Below are 1,557 nucleotides of genomic sequence, written 5' to 3' on the forward strand. Positions count from 1 at the left end.
AGCCGATTATATTTCCCACCATCCGAAAACGAATCTGGCGTTACATTCAAAACTCCCATCACTCGAGGCTTATCGAATGTAAGCGTTTTCCCATTATATTGAATTTTTGCGTCCATTATTTTCCGCCGCTTCCCCTATTTAACCAGAAAATTTATTACCCTAATTTTTCAAACGTTCTAGAATACGAACACCTATCTCAGTTGGATTTCGCGCCAATGTCACGCCTGCCGCTTCTAAGGCAGTAAATTTATCTTGTGCTGTCCCCTTACCACCTGCGATGATTGCCCCCGCATGTCCCATACGTTTACCAGGGGGAGCAGTCACACCAGCAATATAAGCAACAACAGGTTTGCTGATGGAAGACTTGATATAATCCGCCGCCGCTTCTTCGTCAGTGCCACCAATTTCACCAACCATGACAATGCCTTCCGTTTGGGGATCATCCTCAAATAATTTTAAACAATCTATAAAGTCCATGCCATGAATGGGATCACCACCAATCCCAATACAAGTGCTTTGTCCTAAACCATTCTTTGTGGTTTGAGCGACGGCTTCATAAGTCAATGTACCAGAACGCGAGACAACACCAACTTGCCCCGATTGATGTATTGGCCCTGGCATAATCCCCATTTTACACGCACCAGGGGTAATAATCCCAGGACAATTAGGACCAATCAAGCGTACTTCTGGATAATGATCAGTCAGGGCAGTTTTGACTTTGAGCATATCCAATACAGGAATGCCTTCGGTAATACACACAATGATTTTAATACCACCATCCGCCGCCTCCAAAATGGCATCTGCCGCAAAAGCCGCTGGGACATAAATCATTGTTGCCGTCGCGCCCGTCGCAAATACAGCCTCACGCACTGTATCAAAAACGGGCAAACCCAAATGAGTTTGTCCACCGCGCCCTGGGGTTACGCCACCCACTAACCCCGTTCCATAAGCAAGGCATTGTTCAGAGTGAAAAGTCCCTTGTTTACCTGTAAATCCTTGGCAAATAACTTTGGTGTCTGTATCAACTAAAATACTCATTTTGTCATCCTTTAACTGCTAAGACGGCTTTTTTAGCCGCATCATCCAAATCATCGGCTGGAATAACCGATAAACCACTTTCTTTCAACAGAGCCTTGCCCTTATCAACATGCGTGCCTTCTAAACGTGCAATCACAGGTAATTGCGTTCCTGTTTCCTTAATCGCATGAATGACACCTTCAGCAATCAAATCACATCTGACGATACCACCGAAAATATTGACCAAAATCGCTTTAACTTTTGGATCAGACAAAATGATTTTAAAAGCCTCCGTCACTTTATCCGCTGTCGTACCCCCACCAACATCAAGAAAATTGGCAGGCTCACCACCACGCATTTTTATCACGTCCATTGTTGCCATTGCCAATCCTGCACCATTAACCATACAGGCAATATCGCCATCCAAAGTGATATAGTTAAGATCAAATTCGCGTGCCTTTTGTTCCTTTTCATCTTCTTGAGTGGGATCGTAAAGAGCTGACAAATCACTATGTCGATAAAGGGCGTTATCATCAAGAT

General features: G+C 44.2%; 1 protein-coding gene and 1 pseudogene. Both read right to left on the reverse strand.

What is annotated here, in order from left to right; translation table 11 throughout:
* Window positions 1-159: 159 nt before the first annotated feature.
* Entirely contained in the window at window positions 160-1,038 is an 879-nt protein-coding gene (gene sucD, locus GY683_RS05870) for a succinate--CoA ligase subunit alpha (RefSeq protein WP_297287855.1), read from the reverse strand.
* A 4-nt stretch (window positions 1,039-1,042) separates the two neighbouring features.
* Window positions 1,043-1,557, reverse strand: a pseudogene (gene sucC / locus GY683_RS05875) (succinate--CoA ligase subunit beta); the annotation flags it as partial.

It is taken from the genome of Moraxella sp. (genome assembly GCF_024227015.1).
GTDB lineage: Bacteria > Pseudomonadota > Gammaproteobacteria > Pseudomonadales > Moraxellaceae > Moraxella.